This is a genomic window from Streptomyces sp. NPDC028305 (assembly GCF_055569495.1).
This window is the reverse complement of record NZ_JBVHTN010000009.1, coordinates 247,678-263,598: the sequence shown is the minus strand read 5'-3', so window position 1 is coordinate 263,598 and position 15,921 is coordinate 247,678. Positions and strand designations below refer to the sequence as shown.

The following is a 15,921-nucleotide window of genomic DNA, read 5'->3' as shown; positions in this document are numbered from 1 at the left end:
GCGCCTCCACGCATCTGGGCGGTGAACAGACAGCGACCGACGGGGACTTCTCCTGTGTCCAGACGTCAGACGGTCTCGTCGAGGAGGCGGCGATGTTCGGCGGGCAGCCGCAGCCGGGCTCCGGCGAGTGCCTCGTCGAGCTGCTCCGGGGTGCTGACGCCGACGATCGGAACGGCGGCCGGCTTGCCGCCGATCAGCCAGGCCAGGACAACCTGATTCCGGCTCACTCCGAGTTCTCCGGCCACCTTGTCCAGGGCCGCCAGCCGACGGGAGGTGTTGGGGTGGTCATAGGCATCGGCGAGCGGGCGGTCCGGGCGGGTGTAGAAGCCGTTCAACAGGGCGGTGTACACCCACAGGGACACGTCCGGTTCGCTGTCGACATAGTCGATGACCTCTTCGGTGACCCAGCCGAACCGGTGGCCCTGGTCGGGCACCGGCACGCCGGGGTGTGGTTGGAGATACGAGTGCCGCAGCTGGAGCGCGGTGTACCCGGCCCATCCGTTGTCCTTGGCGATCCGGCGTGCCCGCTCCACCCGCCACACCGGGTGGTTGGAGCAGCCCAGCCGCCCTACCGCGCCCGTGGCGACCAGTGCGCCGAACGCCTCGGCGGACTCCGCCAGAGGGACCGTGCGGTCCTCCATGTGGGCCCAGTACAGATCGATCCGGTCGGTGCCCATCCGGCGCAGGCTGCCCTCGACAGCGGCCTTGATCGCCGACGCCGACAGGCCCTCGCGGTTGGCCGGCCAGTCGCCGGGGCCGACGGGCTGGGCGCCCGCCTTGGTGCTGAGGTACACCTGGTCGCGCCGCCCGCCGCGGCGGGCCAGCCATCGTCCGATGACCTCCTCGCTCTGCCCGCCGCGACTGCTCGGGTCGGACCAGAAGGCATAGCAGTTGGCCGTGTCGACGATCGTCCCACCGGCGTCCGCGAACCGGTCGAGCAGGTCCAGCGACGTGGCAGCGTCCACCTTGGTGCCGAATCCCATCGTTCCTAACGCGAAGTCCACAACCGGCATTGTTCGGTCCTTCCCTGGCGAAGTACGAAGACTCACGGTGCGCGTCGGCCATCCTGGCAATTGAAGTGCACTCGAAAGCAAGCCGATCCCAGCTCGTCTTCCCTGGAGGCAGACCGTGTCCGCATCATCCGCCCGCGTCCACGCCGATCCTGCGTCGAGCCACCGGGCCATCGAGAACCTGATCGCACGTTACGCCGAGCTCGTGGACGACGGGGATTTCACGGGGCTCGGCTTCCTCCTCGACGACGCCACATTCACAGGAAGCGGCGCACCGGTGAGCGGCCGCGAAGCGATCGAGAAGATGTTCCAGGACACCGTGATCGTCTACGCCGACGGCACTCCGCGGACCCAGCATGTCACGACGAATGTCGCCATCGAGGTGGACGAACAGGCGAACACGGCGGTCTCGCGTTCGTATGTGACCGTGTTCCAGGCACTGCCCGATCTCCCTCTCCAACCCATCGCCGGCGGCCGGTACCACGACCGATTCGAGCGCCGTGGCGGGCAATGGCGCTTCGTGGAGCGAAGAGTCCGCATCACCCTCGTCGGCGATGTGAGCCGCCACCTGCGCCCGAACGCCGAACAGCGGTAGGACCCACAAACACGCCACAGGGAGCCTCCGACCGGCCCGTACTTCCGGAGCGGGACGGCGAGGTCCCCGTCGCCCCGGGAACGTGATGTCCGAATGCCGCCAGCATCCGGTCGGAACGGACGCGATGCTCGGATACGAACCAGGGGTGGCCTGCATCGAGGCGATCGCCGGATGCGCGGGTCCCTCCCGATCAACCCCGTCGTCCCTGCAAACCGCGCCGGCCCAGGAAAGACCTCCATGAATCAGCCCGCTCTCACCGCCGACACCCTGTTCTCCCCTGTCCTATCGGCCGGTACGGCACCGCGTGTCCTTCCCACCCCGGGCCTCGAAGCGCTCAGCGAGCTCGACTGGGACGAGCTGTATGCGCGGCTGAACGAGGAGGGCGTGGCCGTCACCGCGCCGCTTCTCTCGCGCGCTCAGTGTCAGGAGATCATCGACACGTTCGACGAGCCCGGACTGTTCCGCTCCACCGTCGTCATGCAGCGGTACCAGTTCGGCCGCGGCACCTACAAGTACTACGCCGACCCGGCCACCGTCCCGCTGGTCCAGACCCTGCGCGAGCGGCTGTATCCGCCGATGGCGTGGATGGCCAACCGGTGGGCTCCGCAGTTGAACGAGCGCACCTTCCCCACCTCGCTGGAAGAGCTGCTGGCCGAGTGTGCGGACAACGGGCAGCACCGCTCCACCCCGCTGCTCCTGCGGTACGGCCCCGGCGACTACGCCTGCCTGCACCAGGACATCTACGGCGACATCGTCTTCCCACTACAGATCGCCATCATGCTCAACCAGCCCGCCGAGGACTTCACCGGCGGCGAGAACGTCTTCGTCGAACAACGGCCCCGGTTCCAGTCCCGGGCGATCGTCGTCAAGCCCCGGCTCGGCCAGGGAATGATCTTCCCCGTGCGGCACCGCCCGGTCCACGGCAAGAGCGGCTACCGCCGCCACCCCATGCGCCACGGCACCAACGCCGTCGAGACCGGACACCGCAACACCCTCGGCATCATCTTCCACAACGCCCGCTGATCCCCTGGCCGTGCCTGCGCACGGCACACCGCTGAGACACCGCCGTCGGCCGGAACTGCGCCCCCGCGGCGGCAGCACCGACGATCCAAGGACCCTCACCATGAGCCAGACAACCCGAGTCGCGGGCCCCGTCGTCGACAGGCTCGCCCAGTGCGACTGGGCGGCCCTGGCCGACGAGCTGGGCGAGTACGGCAGCGCCCTGACCGGCCGGCTTCTCACCGTCGCCGAGTGTCGTGAGATCGCGGCGCTGTACGACGAGCCCGGCCACTTCCGTACGACCGTCGACATGGCCCGTCATCGCTTCGGCTCCGGCCAGTATCGCTATTTCACCCACGACCTGCCCCAGGCCGTGCGGGAACTGCGCGAGGCGTTCTACCCCCGTCTGCTCCCCATCGCCCGCGACTGGGCGGCCAAGCTCGGCCGTCCCGCCCCGTGGCCGGACACGCTTCAGGAGTGGGTGGCCAGGTGCCACGAGGCCGGGCAGTCCAGGTCCGCGCAGATCCTGCTGCGGTACGGCCCCGGGGACTGGAACGCACTGCACCGGGACGTGTTCGGCGAGATGCTCTTCCCGCTCCAGGCGGTCATCGGCCTGGATGCGCCGGGAGTGGATTTCACCGGCGGGGAGTTCCTGATGACCGAGCAGCGGCCCCGCGCCCAGTCGCGGGGGTCGTCCACCACCCTGCTCCAGGGACACGGGCTGGTCTTCACGACGCGCGACCGGCCGGTCGCCACCAAGCGGGGCTGGGCCAACGGGCCGATGCGGCACGGTGTGAGCACTGTCCGCTCCGGTCGTCGGCACACCCTCGGCCTCGTCTTCCACGACGCGGCATAAGCCCGGGTTCCTTTGCGGCGGGCGGGCAACACTGCTAACGTACAACCAAATGGTTGTAGATGACTTGAGCGATGAGGCAGTGGACCGCCTGTTCCATGCGCTGGCCGACGCCACCCGCCGCAGCATCCTCCACCGCTGTGTGCGGGGTGAGCTGTCGGTGTCGCGGCTGGCCGAGGTCTACCCGATGAGTTTCGCCGCGGTGCAGAAACATGTCGCCGTGCTGGAGCGGGCCGGCCTGGTCACCAAGCAGCGTCGCGGGCGTGAGCAGCTCGTGCGGACCGACCCCGAGGCCATCGTTCGCGCGCGGCAGGTGCTCGACGAACTCGAGATGGCCTGGCGCGGACGGGTGGACCGGATGGCCCGGCTGCTCGCGCAGGACTCCGACCCCGAACAAAACACCCCGACGAAAGGACGAGACAGATGAGTGTCACCAGTGTGGACAAGGACTTGGACAATCTGACCCTCACCCTGATCGCCGACTTCACCGCACCGGTCGAACAGGTGTGGCAACTTTGGGCCGATCCGCGGCAGCTGGAGCGTTGGTGGGGGCCGCCGTCCCACCCGGCCACCATGGAGCAGCACGATCTGACGCCGGGCGGAGACGTCACCTACTTCATGACCGGCCCGGAAGGCGACAAGCACCACGGCTGGTGGCGGATCACCTCGGTCAACCCGCCGACGTCCCTGGAGTTCACCGATGGCTTCGCCGATTCGGAGGGCAAGCCGGCCGCCGACATGCCGATCACCACGGTGCGGATGCGGCTCACCGAGCGCGACGGCGGCACCCGGATGGAGTTGCACTCGGTCTACGACTCCCGGGAGCAGATGGAGCAGCTGCTGAACATGGGCATGTCCGAGGGCCTGCGGCAGGCGGTCGGCCAGATGGACGCGCTGCTCGAAGGCTGACCTGGCCCGATCCGGCCCGGGCTACCGCGGGGGGACTCCCACGGTACGTCGCCCGGGCCGGGCTCCGGCCATCAGCGGTTGGCACGCGCAGAGGATCACCGGGTTCAGGACAGCCCGAGTTCGTTGTCCAGCATCTCGAAGACCTCGCTGTCGCTCGCCGCGTCGAAGTCGAACTCGTCGTCGGCCTTCTTCTGGTCCGTGTCACCGTGCAGGGCGCCCCATTTGCTGCGCAGCACCTCCAGGCGCCCCGCCACCCGCTCGTGCAGGACCGGATCGACCGCCGCCTGCGCGAAGACCTGCTCCAGGCGGTCCAGCTCGGCCAGGATCGACTCCGGCCCGGCAGCCTCCGGGACCAGCTGCCGGCGAATGTGGTCGGCCAGCGCATCCGGTGTCGGGTAGTCGAAGACCAGGGTGGCGGGCAGCCGGAGCCCGGTGGCGGCGTTGAGACGGTTGCGCAGTTCGACGGCGGTGAGCGAGTCGAAGCCCAGGGTCTTGAACTCTCGGGACGGCTCGATGGCGTCGGCCCGCGCATGGCCCAGCACCTCGGCGGCCCGCGCACAGACCACTCCGCGGACGGCTTCCGCCCTTTCGGTGTCGCTCAGGCCGGTGAGCCGCTGGGCCAGCGAGGCCGGAGTGTCCACGCCGGCTCCGGATCCGGCCCCGGCGGCTCGCCTGGGCCTCGCCCTGATCAGGCCGCGCAGTATGGAGGGGACCTCGCTCTGGGCGCGCCAGGCGGGGAGGTCCAGCCGGACCGGGACGACGGCCGCCACCCCGGTCGCCAGGGCCGCGTCGAAAAGCCCCATCCCTTCCTCGATCGACAGCGGAGGCATGCCCGACCGCGCGAAACGTGCCAGGTCTGCCTCGGTCAGCTTGCCGGTCATCCCTTCGGTCCGGGTCCAGGGACCCCAGGCGAGCGACACCGCGGGCAGACCGGCCGCGCGCCGGTGTTCGGCCAGCGCGTCGAGGAAGGCGTTGCCCGCCGCGTAGTTGGCCTGTCCCGCGGCGCCGAACACGCCCGCCACCGACGAGTAGAGGACAAACGCCGTCAGGTCCAGATCACGCGTCGCCTCGTGCAGCACCCATGCCGCGTCGGCCTTGGGCCGCAGCACGGTGGCCACACGCTCCGGTGACAAGGACTCCAGCACGCCGTCGTCCAACACCCCCGCCGCATGCACCACCGCCCGCACCGGGCGGTCCGGCGCCACCGTCGCCAGCATGTCCGCCACAGCGCCGCGGTCCGCGACGTCGCAGGCCACCACGCGGGCGTCCGCCCCGTACCCGGCGAGCTCCGCGACGAGTTCGCCGGCACCGTTGGCGTCCGGGCCGCTCCGGCCGACCAGCATCAGATTCCGGACGCCATGCTCCGTCACCAGATGGCGGGCCACTTCGCGCCCCAGCCCGCCCATACCGCCGGTGACCAGCACCGTACCCTCGGGATCCCAGACCACGGCCGGGGTGTCCGGTTCCGCCGCGGCGGTGGACGCACGCACCAGCCGCGGGACGGCGATCGTGCCGGCGCGGACATCGGACTGCGGCTCGCCCGAGGCGACGGCCTGTCGCAGCGCGGCGACGGAGGCATCCGTGTCGTCGAGGTTCACCAGGCCGAATCGGCCGGGGTGCTCCGTCTGCGCCGAGCGGACCAGGCCCCATACGGACGCGGCGGCCAGGTCGTCACCCGTCGTCGCCCCGCGGGTGACGAACACCAGGCGCGAGTGGGCCGCGTCCTCGTCCTCGAGCCACGACTGCGCCAGGCACAAGGCCCAGGACACCGCCCGGTGTGCCGAGGGCACCGGGTCCTCGGCAGTGGTGTCCTCGACCGGGACCAGCACGGCCTCCGGTACGCCGCCGCCCGTCGGCGGCGATGTGACCGCCGCCAACTCGGCACGCACCTCCACCGGCGTTCCGGCGGCCCGCAGCGCTTCGGCCAGCCAGGAGTGCCGGTCCCCCAGCACCACGGCCGTAGCGGCCGCGGCCGTGGGGGCGGCGTCGGCTGCGGCGGCGGCGCCAGTGGGCGATGGCGTCCAGTCCAGCCGGAACAGCGCGTCCGCGCCGCCCGTGTCCGCCGCGCCGAGCTGGTCGGCGGACACCGTCCGCACGACGAGCGAGTCAATGGCGCCGACCGGGCCGCCGGCCGCATCGGCCAGCGTGATCGACATGGCGTTGTCGCCCGCCGGGGACAGTCGGACACGCAGCGCCGACGCGCCGGACGCGAACAGGGAGACACCCTCCCAGCTGAAGGGCAGGCTCGCCTTGGCGTCCGTACCAGCCACCCCGTCCCCGTCATCCCCGCGCTCCTTGTCGAGCCCCGCGAGGAGGGCGGTGTGCAAGGCTGCGTCGAGCAGTGCCGGGTGGAGTCCGTAAGTCGCGGCGTCGGCCTCGCCCCGTTCGGGGAGGGCGACTTCCGCGAAGAGTTCATCGCCGCGCCGCCAGGCGGCTCGCAGCCCCTGGAACAGCGGGCCGTAGTCAAACCCGATCTCCGCGAAGCGGTCATAACAACCGCTCAGTTCGATGTGCTGGGCACCCTCCGGCGGCCACACCGCCATTGGTTCCGTCCGCGCCGCCCGCTCATCCACCGCCAGCACTCCACTGGCGTGCAGAGTCCACTCCTGCGCCATGCCTTCCGGCCGGGAGTGGACGCTGACGGGGCGACGGCCGGTGTCATCGGCCTCGCGAACAGCGAGCTGGAGCTGTACGGCGCCCTGTTCGGGCAACACGAGCGGCGCCGCCAGCGTCAGCTCCTCCACCCGGTCACAGCCGACCTCGTCCGCGGCCCGGAGTGCGAGCTCCAGCAGCGCCGTACCCGGCACCACCACCCGGCCCATCACCACATGATCGGCAAGCCACGCATGTGAACCCGCCGACAGGCGGCTGGTGAACAACGCTCGCTGACTGTCGGCCAGCTCGACGGACGCTCCGAGCAGCGGGTGGTCCGCCACGCCGAGGCCCGCCGCGCGCACATCGCCGGCCCGGTTCAACAAACCCGTCGGCCAGAACCGCCGGCGCTGGAAGGCGTACGTGGGGAGATCCACCCGGCGGGCACCCGGGAACAGGGCCGCCCAGTCCACCGCCGCACCGTGCACGAACATCCGCGCCATCGCCATCAGAGCGGACCGCTCCTCCCCCCGGTCCTTGCGCAGCACCGGCACCAGCAGGGGCTCCTCGGTGATGCTTTCGGCCGCCAGGGCCGACAGCGCCCCGTCCGGTCCGAGCTCGAGGTACCTGCGTACGCCCGCCTCGTTCAACACCGTGATGGCATCGGCGAACCGTACCGTCGCCCGCACATGCTCGACCCAGTAGTCGGCGGAGCACAGATCCGCGCCCTTGGCGGGCTCACCCGTCAGCGTGGACACCACCGGAATCGCCGGAGGCCGGTAGGACAGCCCCTCGGCCACGGTACGGAAGTCGTCCAGCATCGGGGCCATCAGCGGGGAATGGAACGCATGCGACACCCGCAACCGGCTCGTCTTCCTCCCCTGCGCGGCGAACCGCTCCGCGATCTCCAGCACCTGCCGCTCCGCCCCGGACACCACCACCGAACCAGGACCGTTGACCGCCGCGATGGACACCTCGTTGGAGAGCAGCGGCACTACCTCGTCCTCGCCGGCCTGCACCGCCACCATGGCCCCGCCCTCAGGCAAGCCCTGCATCAGCCTTCCTCGCGCCACCACCAACGCACACGCATCCCGAAGAGACAAGACGCCGGCCACATGCGCCGTCGCGATCTCCCCGACCGAATGCCCCACCAGGTAGTCCGGGACAACCCCCCAGGACTCCAGCAGCCGGAACAACGCCACCTCGATCGCGAACAAGGCGGGCTGGGTGAACTCGGTACGACTCAGCGCGACTTCATCCTCGCCCCAGACCACATCCCCCAACGCCACGTCCAGCTCCCCCGCCACCTCGTCCCACGCCTCGGCGAACACCGGGAAGCGCTCATACAGCTCACGCCCCATCCCCAACCGCTGCGCCCCCTGCCCCGCGAACAGGAACGCCGTCCTGCCACCATCAGCCACCGAACCCTCGACCACTCCCCCGTCGGACTCGCCTGAAGCCAGCGCCGACACACCCCGCACCAAGCTCTCCTGGCCCTCCCCCAGCACCACAGCCCGGTACTCAAACGCCGACCGGCCTGCCGCCAGCGACAGACCCACATCCCGCAGCCCCAGCTCAGCGCCTGCCGTCACGTGCGACAGCAGCCGTCCGGCCTGAGCTCGCAACGCCGCCTCCGACGCACCCGACACCACCCACGGCACCACGCCGGTGCCCTCAGAGGACACCGCAGGCACACTGTTCAGCGCATCGGAGGGATCCGGCTGCTCGACGATCAGATGGGCGTTGGTGCCGCTGATGCCGAACGAGGACACGCCCGCCCGGCGCACCCGGTTCATCGACGGCCACTCCACCGCCTGAGTGAGCAGTTCGACCGCGCCCGCCTCCCAGTCCACCTCGGACGACGGAGCCTCCACGTGCAGGGTCTGCGGCAGCACCCCGTGCCGCATGGCCATCACCATCTTGATCACACCCGCCACACCCGCCGCCGCCTGCGTATGACCGATGTTCGACTTCACCGACCCCAACAGCAGCGGACGATCCACGTCCCGGTCCCGGCCGTACGTCGCCAGCAGCGCCTGCGCCTCAATCGGGTCGCCCAGCCTTGTGCCCGTTCCGTGCGCCTCCACCGCGTCCACGTCCACCACAGACAGGCCCGCGCTCGCCAGCGCCTGCCTGATCACCCGCTGCTGCGACGGACCATTCGGTGCAGTCAGGCCGTTGGACGCACCGTCCTGGTTCACCGCCGAACCCCGCACCACCGCCAGCACCTCGTGCCCGTTCCGACGCGCGTCCGACAACCGCTCCAACACCACCACACCCACACCCTCGGACCAGCCCACACCATCAGCCGCATCCGAAAACGCCTTGCACCGACCATCCGGCGACAGCCCCCGCTGCCGCGAAAACTCCACAAACGCGGCAGGAGTCGACATCACGGTCACACCCCCCGCCAACGCCAACGAACACTCACCCGACCGCAACGCCTGCCCCGCCAGATGCATCGCCACCAAAGACGACGAACATGCCGTGTCGACCGTGAGCGCCGGGCCCTCGAAACCCAGGGTGTAGGACACGCGGCCCGATGCCATGCTCCCCGCGCTGCCATTCCCCTGATAGCCCTCGAACTCGCCACCATCGAGAAGATCGGCGTAGTCGTTGTACATCACCCCGGCGAACACGCCCGTCCGGCTGCCCCGCAGCGACACCGGATCGATTCCGGCCCGCTCGAACGCCTCCCACGACGCCTCCAGCAGCAGGCGTTGCTGCGCATCCGTCGCCATGGCCTCACGCGGACTCAACCCGAAGAACGCCGCATCGAATTCCCCCGCATCATGCAGGAACCCACCCTGCCGCGTGTAGGAAGTGCCCAGGTGGTCCGGGTCCGGATCGTACAACCCCTCCACATCCCAGCCCCGGTCGGCCGGGAAGCCCGACACCACATCCGCCCCCTCGACCACCACCCGCCACAGATCCTCCGGAGAACGCACCCCACCCGGATAACGGCAGGCCATCCCCACGACCACCACCGGGTCATCGGATGCCGCAGGGACGGTGTGCGTCGGTGCCGAGCCCTCGGTTTCGGCTCCGAACAGTTCGTCGAGGAGGTGATCGGCGAGCGTGGTGGGCCTGGGGTAGTCGAAGACGAGGGTGGCGGGCAGTCGGAGCCCGGTCGCGGCGTTGAGGCGGTTGCGCAGCTCCACAGCCGTCAACGAGTCGAAGCCCAGATCCTGGAACGACCGAGCGGCCTCGACGGAGTCAACTCCTGCGTGGCCCAGGACGAGCGCCACCTGACCGCGCACCAGGCGCAGCAGGGCGTCACGCCGCTCTTCCCGATGGGTCAGCGTGCTCAACCGCTGGATGAGCGAGGCGGCTGCCCCCGAGCCGGTGACGGCGGCACGGCGGGCCTTGGCCCGGATGAGTCCGCGCAGCAGCGAGGGGACGTCGTCCTGGGTGCGCAGCGCGGACAGGTCGAGCCGGACGGGCACAACGGCGGCCTCGCCGCTCGCCAGGGCCGCGTCGAACAGCGCCAATCCCTGTTCGGCCGACAACGCGCGCATGCCCGAGCGCGCCATCCGCCTCGTGTCGGCCTCGCTCAGCGCACTGGTCATCCCTCCGGTCGGCTCCCAGGGGCCCCAGGCCAGCGACACCGCCCGCAGCCCGGCGTCCCGGCGGTGTCCGGCCAGAGCGTCCAGGAAGGCGTTGCCCGCCGCGTAGTTGGCCTGTCCCGCGGCGCCGAACACGCCTGCCACCGAGGAGAAGAGGGCGAAGACGGAGAGATCCATGTCCCGGGTCAGCTCATGCAGATGCCAGGCCGCGTCCACCTTCGGCCGCAGTACGGCCTCCAACCGCTCGGGCGACAGCGACTCCACCACTCCGTCGTCGAGCACACCTGCCGTATGGACGACGCCGCGCAGCGGATGCGCCTCGGGCACCCCGGCCAACACCTGTGCGAGCTGGTCGCGGTCGGCGGTGTCGCACGCTTCCAAGGTGACATCCGCGCCGTGAGCCGTCAGCTCGGCAACGAGTTCCCCGGCGCCGTCGGCCGCCGGGCCGCTGCGGCTGACCAGCACCAGATGGCGTACGCCGCACTCGAACACCAGGTGGCGGGCCACCAGTCGGCCCAGTCCTCCCGTGCCCCCGGTGATGAGTACGGTGCCGTCGCTGTCCCACGCGAGGGCCGACCCGCCGGGTGCGGGGACGCGGGCGAGCCGGCCCGCCCGGATCGCGCCGTCGCGTGCGGCCAGTTGCGGCTCCGCGGAGGCGAGGGCCTCCAGCAACAGCGATCCCGGTGTCCTCTCGCCGTCGACGGCACGGTCGTCGGTGGTAGGGCCGGGTGTGGAGTCGAGGTCGATCAGGCCGAACCGGCCGGGATGCTCGGTCTGGGCCGAGCGCACCAGGCCCCACACCGACGCGGCGGCGAGGTCGTCGGCGGTCGTCGCGCCACGAGTGACGAACACCAGCCGGGAATTTGCCCACCGCTCCTCAGCCAGCCAGGTCCCGAGGCGTGCCAGCACGCTGGTCGTCGTGGTCCGGACGCGTTCCACCACGGGCGGCCCGGAGTCGGCGTCGGCCACGGGCACCAGGACGACGCCCGGTGCCACGTCCCCCGACACGGCCGCCAGGGAGGCGAGGTCGGCGTGCGATTCCACCGTAGCGCCGCCCTCCCCGACCAGTGCGGCCAGACCCAACGGGTCCGGGCCGACCACCGCGATACGTTCGTCGACGGGGGCCGCCGCAGGGGTCGGCGCCCAGTCCAGGCGGAACATCGCTGTACGCGCCACGTCCGGGACACCGTCACCGCCCTCCCCATGCTCGGCCGGGAGCTCGGCCACCACCAGGGAGTCCACGGTGGCCACCGGGGCACCGGACGGATCGGCGAGCGCGATCGACAAGGCGCCGTCCGCGCGGCGCGACAACCTCACCCGTACCGAGGCGGCGCCCACGGCCCGCAGCGAGACTCCCGACCAGGAGAACGGCACGGCACTCGAGCCCGTGTCGGGGCCGGCCAGGACGGCCACGTGCAGGGCGGCGTCGAGGAGCGCGGGGTGCAGCCCGTAGGCGGCCGCTTCGGTTTCCATGCGCTCCGGCAGTTCCACCTCGGCGAAGAGATCCTCGCCCGACTGCCAGGCGGCTCGCAGGCCTTGGAACACCGGGCCGTAGCCGAAGCCCTCGGCCGCCCGGCGCTCGTAGAAGCCGTCCAGGTCCAGCGCCGCCGCCCCGGCCGGCGGCCACACCCCCGCTTCCGGCGCGGCGTCGCCGGGTTCCGCGTCGGACGGCGTCGCGGTGGAAGTGGCGAGGGTGCCGGTGGCGTGCCGCAACCACGGTGTGTCCTCCGCGCCCTCGGGCCGGGAGTGGACGCTGAGCGGGCGGCGGCGGCCCGTCTCATCCGGCTCGCCCACGGTCAGCTGGAGCTGTGTGGCGCCCTGTTCGACGAGCACCAGCGGCGCCGCCAGGGTGAGTTCCTCCACCCGGTCGCAACCGACCTGGTCACCCGCCCGGAGCGCCAGCTCCACCAGCGCCGTCCCCGGCACCACCAACCGGCCCATCACGCGGTGGTCGGCCAGCCACGGGTGCGACCGCGCCGACAGAAGGCTCGTGAACAGATGTCCTCCGGCCCCCGCGAGCTCGACGGCGGCGCCCAGGAGCGGGTGATCCGCCGTCCCGAGGCCCGCCGCGCGCACATCACCCGCACGGCTCGCCGTACCCGTCGGCCAGAACCTCTCGCGCTGGAAGGCGTAGGTGGGCAGGGCCACTCGCCGTGCGCCCGCGAACAGTGCGGACCAGTCCACCTCCACACCGTTGACGTGCAGCCGGGCCAGGGCGGTCAGGGCCGACCGCTCCTCCCCCCGGTCCTTGCGCAACACCGGCACCAGCACCGACTCCTCCGGCGCCGACTCCCGCGCCAGGGCGGAGAGCACCCCATCCGGCCCGAGCTCCACAAAGACGGTGGCGCCGTCGTCGGCCAAGGTCCGTATCCCGTCCGCGAACCGCACGGCCTGACGGACGTGATCCACCCAGTAGTCGGCGGAGCACAGCTGCTCCTCCGTCGCAAGGCCGCCCGTCAGGTTGGAGACCACCGGAATGGCCGGGGACCGGTAGGACAACCCCTCGGCCACGGTACGGAACTCGTCCAGCATCGGATCCATCAATGGGGAATGGAACGCATGCGACACCCGCAACCGACTCGTCTTCCGCCCCTCCGCGGCGAACCGCTCCGCGATCTCCAGCACCTGCCGCTCCGCCCCGGACACCACCACCGAACCAGGACCGTTGACCGCGGCAATCGACACCTCATCTGACAGCAGCGGCACCACCTCATCCTCGCCGGCCTGCACCGCCACCATCGCCCCACCCTCAGGCAACCCCTCCATCAACCGACCCCGGGCCACTACCAACGCACACGCATCCGCCAGCGAAAACACCCCCGCCACATACGCAGCAGCAATCTCCCCGACCGAATGCCCCACCAGATAATCCGGAACAACCCCCCAGGACTCCAGCAGCCGGAACAACGCCACCTCAACCGCGAACAAGGCGGGCTGGGTGAACTCGGTACGGCTCAGCGCGACTTCATCCTCGCCCCAGACCACATCCCCCAACGCCACGTCCAGCGCCGACACCACCTCGTCCCACGCCTCGGCGAACACCGGGAAGCGCTCATACAGCTCACGCCCCATCCCCAACCGCTGCGCCCCCTGCCCCGCGAACAGGAACGCCGTCCTCCCACCATCAGCCACCGAGCCCTCGACCACACTCCCATCGGACTCACCCGCGGCCAGGGCCGCCACACCCCGTAGCAGGCTCTCCTGGTCCTCCCCCAGCACCACAGCCCGCTGGTCGAACGCCGACCGGCCTGCCGCCAGCGACAGACCCACATCCCGCAGCCCCAGCTCGGCACCTGCCGTCACGTGCGACAGCAGTTGCCTGGCCTGAGCACGCAACGCCGCCTCCGACGCGCCCGACACCACCCACGGCACCAGACCGGTGCCCTCAGAGGACTCCTCAGGCACGGTTCCCACCGCATCAGGAAGTTCCGGCTGCTCGACGATCAGGTGGGCGTTCGTGCCGCTGATCCCGAAGGACGAGACGCCGGCGCGGCGCGGGCGCTGCCCGGTCCCCGGCCACTCCACCGCCTGCGTGAGCAGTTCGACCGCGCCCGCCTCCCAGTCCACCTCGGACGACGGGGCGTCCACATGCAGCGTCTGCGGCAGCACCCCGTGCCGCATGGCCATCACCATCTTGATCACACCCGCGACACCCGCCGCCGCCTGGGTGTGGCCGATGTTCGACTTCACCGAGCCCAGCAACAGCGGACGATCCCCGTCCCGGTCCCGGCCGTACGTCGCCAGCAGCGCCTGCGCCTCGATCGGGTCCCCGAGCCTCGTTCCCGTACCGTGCCCCTCCACCACATCCACATCCGAAACAGACAGCCCACCACTCGCCAGCGCCTGCCTGATCACCCGCTGCTGCGACGGACCGTTCGGCGCGGTCAGGCCGTTGGACGCGCCGTCCTGGTTCACCGCCGAGCCCCGCACCACCGCGAGCACCTCGTGCCCGTTGCGCCGTGCGTCCGACAGCCGCTCCAGCACCACCACGCCCACGCCCTCGGACCAGCCCACACCATCAGCCGCATCCGAAAACGCCTTGCACCGACCATCCGGCGACAGCCCCCGCTGCCGCGAAAACTCCACAAAGGCGGTAGGAGTCGACATCACCGTGACGCCGCCGGCGAGCGCGAGCGAGCACTCCCCCGCCCGCAATGCCTGCGCCGCCAGATGCATGGCCACCAGCGAGGACGAACACGCGGTATCCACGGTCACCGCCGGGCCCTCCAGGCCCAGGGTGTACGACACCCGACCCGAGGCCACGCTCCCCGCGCTGCCGCTGGTCTGATAGCCCTCGAACTCCGGACCCCGCAGCAAGGTGCCGTAGTCGTGGTACATCACCCCGGCGAACACGCCCGTCCGACTGCCCCGCAACGACACCGGATCAATCCCGGCCCGCTCGAACGCCTCCCACGACGCCTCCAGCAACAACCGCTGCTGCACATCCGTAGCCACCGCCTCACGCGGACTCAACCCGAAAAACGCCGCATCAAACTCCCCCGCATCATGCAGGAACCCACCCTGCCGCGTGTAGGAAGTGCCCAGGTGCTCCGGGTCCGGGTCGTACAACCCCTCCACATCCCAGCCCCGGTCGGCCGGGAAGCCCGACACCACATCCGCCCCCTCGACCACCACCCGCCACAGATCCTCCGGAGAACGCAGCCCACCCGGATAACGGCAGGCCATCCCCACGACCACCACCGGGTCATCGGACACGACCGGCAGTGCCTGGGCGGGGACCGAACCGTCGGTCCGGGTACCGAACAGCTCGTCGTGCAGGTAGTCGGACAGCGCGACGACCGTCGGGTAGTCGAAGACCAGAGTGGCGGGCAGCCGGAGCCCGGTGGCGGTGTTCAGACGGTTGCGCAGGTCCACCGCCGTCAGTGAGTCGAAGCCCAGTTCCTTGAAGGAACGGGAGACACCGACCTCGCCGGAGCCCGTGTGCCCCAGCACCAGCGCGACCTGGCCGCGTACCAGGTCGATCAGCGCCTCCCGCCGGTCGGCGTCGATCCGACCGCCGAGGCGCTGGACGAGGGTGGCGGCTTCGCCCGAGGTCGGCAGGGCATTGCGGCGGGTGCGGGTCCGGATCAGGGAGCGCAGCAGCGGCGGAACCTCTCCACGCGCGCGCAGCGCGGACAGGTCGAGCCGGACGGGGACGACGGCGGCCTCGCCGCTCGCCAGCGCCGCGTCGAACAGCGCCACGCCTTCTTCGGCGGACAAGGGCGGCATGCCCGCACGCGCCATGCGTTCCATGTCCGCGTCGGTCAAGCCACTGGTCATTCCGCCCGTCCGGGACCACGGGCCCCAGGCCAGCGACACCGCCGGAAGCCCGGCCGCACGTCGATGCTCCGCCAATGCGTCCAGGAACGCGTTGGCCGCGGCGTAGTTCGCCTGTCC

The 15,921-nt window shown here is 70.9% G+C and carries 7 protein-coding genes (1 of these 7 only partly in view); 5 read left to right on the top strand and 2 right to left on the bottom strand.

Annotation, left to right across the window (positions count from 1 at the left end; translation table 11 throughout):
* Positions 1 to 65 precede the first annotated feature (65 nt).
* Positions 66 to 1,013: an aldo/keto reductase gene (locus ACZ4WQ_RS36255; RefSeq protein WP_358847151.1), complete on the bottom strand. Its 948-nt coding sequence runs from the start codon at positions 1,011 to 1,013 to the stop codon at positions 66 to 68.
* 115 nt (positions 1,014 to 1,128) lie between these two features.
* Between ACZ4WQ_RS36255 and ACZ4WQ_RS36250 the strand changes: the two genes are divergently transcribed.
* The 5 genes from ACZ4WQ_RS36250 (at position 1,129) to ACZ4WQ_RS36230 (ending at position 4,366) form a co-directional block, all read left to right on the top strand.
* Entirely contained in the window at positions 1,129 to 1,605 is a 477-nt protein-coding gene (locus ACZ4WQ_RS36250) for a nuclear transport factor 2 family protein (RefSeq protein WP_361187274.1), read from the top strand.
* Between the two features lie 237 nt (positions 1,606 to 1,842).
* Complete coding sequence (locus tag ACZ4WQ_RS36245) at positions 1,843 to 2,628, top strand: 2OG-Fe(II) oxygenase (RefSeq protein WP_311723970.1); 786 nt, start codon at positions 1,843 to 1,845, stop codon at positions 2,626 to 2,628.
* Positions 2,629 to 2,728: 100 nt separating this feature from the next.
* Complete coding sequence (locus ACZ4WQ_RS36240) at positions 2,729 to 3,460, top strand: 2OG-Fe(II) oxygenase (RefSeq protein ID WP_311723969.1); 732 nt, start codon at positions 2,729 to 2,731, stop codon at positions 3,458 to 3,460.
* A 49-nt stretch (positions 3,461 to 3,509) separates the two neighbouring features.
* Positions 3,510 to 3,884, top strand: coding sequence for an ArsR/SmtB family transcription factor (locus ACZ4WQ_RS36235; RefSeq protein WP_398374979.1), 375 nt, complete (start codon positions 3,510 to 3,512; stop codon positions 3,882 to 3,884).
* Positions 3,881 to 4,366, top strand: coding sequence for an SRPBCC family protein (locus ACZ4WQ_RS36230; protein WP_311723966.1), 486 nt, complete (start codon positions 3,881 to 3,883; stop codon positions 4,364 to 4,366). Before ACZ4WQ_RS36235 ends, ACZ4WQ_RS36230 begins: the two co-directional genes overlap by 4 nt.
* A 104-nt stretch (positions 4,367 to 4,470) precedes the next feature.
* On the opposite strand, the gene ACZ4WQ_RS36225 is transcribed toward ACZ4WQ_RS36230, so the two are convergent.
* A protein-coding gene (locus ACZ4WQ_RS36225; protein ID WP_398375211.1) for an SDR family NAD(P)-dependent oxidoreductase crosses the window boundary here: on the bottom strand, positions 4,471 to 15,921 show its 3' portion. It continues 18,249 nt past the right edge of the window; 11,451 of the gene's 29,700 nt are visible here — the last part of the coding sequence; its start codon lies off the right edge, out of view; it ends in the stop codon at positions 4,471 to 4,473.

What these genes read in the sequence shown, in the direction of transcription:
- ACZ4WQ_RS36245 (WP_311723970.1), top strand. Translation starts at nt 1,843, where the DNA reads ATGAATCAGCCCGCTCTCACCGCCGACACCCTGTTCTCCCCTGTCCTA.
- ACZ4WQ_RS36230 (WP_311723966.1), top strand. Translation starts at nt 3,881, where the DNA reads ATGAGTGTCACCAGTGTGGACAAGGACTTGGACAATCTGACCCTCACC.
- ACZ4WQ_RS36240 (WP_311723969.1), top strand. Translation starts at nt 2,729, where the DNA reads ATGAGCCAGACAACCCGAGTCGCGGGCCCCGTCGTCGACAGGCTCGCC.
- ACZ4WQ_RS36255 (WP_358847151.1), bottom strand. Translation starts at nt 1,013, where the DNA reads ATGCCGGTTGTGGACTTCGCGTTAGGAACGATGGGATTCGGCACCAAG.
- ACZ4WQ_RS36235 (WP_398374979.1), top strand. Translation starts at nt 3,510, where the DNA reads ATGGTTGTAGATGACTTGAGCGATGAGGCAGTGGACCGCCTGTTCCAT.